Annotated in this window: 1 protein-coding gene; it reads left to right on the top strand. The window is 35.6% G+C overall.

Features of this window, described 5'->3' with window-relative positions:
- Positions 1-242: hypothetical protein (locus NXS07_RS22730; RefSeq protein ID WP_258087673.1), on the top strand; the 242-nt coding region annotated here is incomplete at its 5' end.
- Between the last annotated feature and the right edge of the window lie 19 nt (positions 243-261).

Genomic DNA, 261 nt, shown 5'->3' with positions numbered 1-261 from the left:
AGGTTGTAGGTAGCATTAAAGTGCACTACATTGAAGGTACAGACGCTTCAAGACATATTATTCGGTCATTGAAAGAAACATCTGACAGGCGAATTCGTTTGAGCGTTGAAAAGTTTGATTTAAGAAAAGACTCCGTCTCGGTTGTCTTATATTTTTTCAGCTCAGTTGCCGAACATCACCTAGAACTAAAAAAAGAAGATGGTAAATGGAAAATTGTTAAAAGTAACATGTTGATAGAATAAACCGCATTCCAACTTTTTG

Origin of the sequence: Xenorhabdus bovienii (assembly GCF_024721015.1) — a bacterium.
Lineage (GTDB): Bacteria > Pseudomonadota > Gammaproteobacteria > Enterobacterales > Enterobacteriaceae > Xenorhabdus > Xenorhabdus bovienii.
Note: the sequence above shows the minus strand (reverse complement) of the source record. Positions and strands in the feature narration are given on the sequence as shown.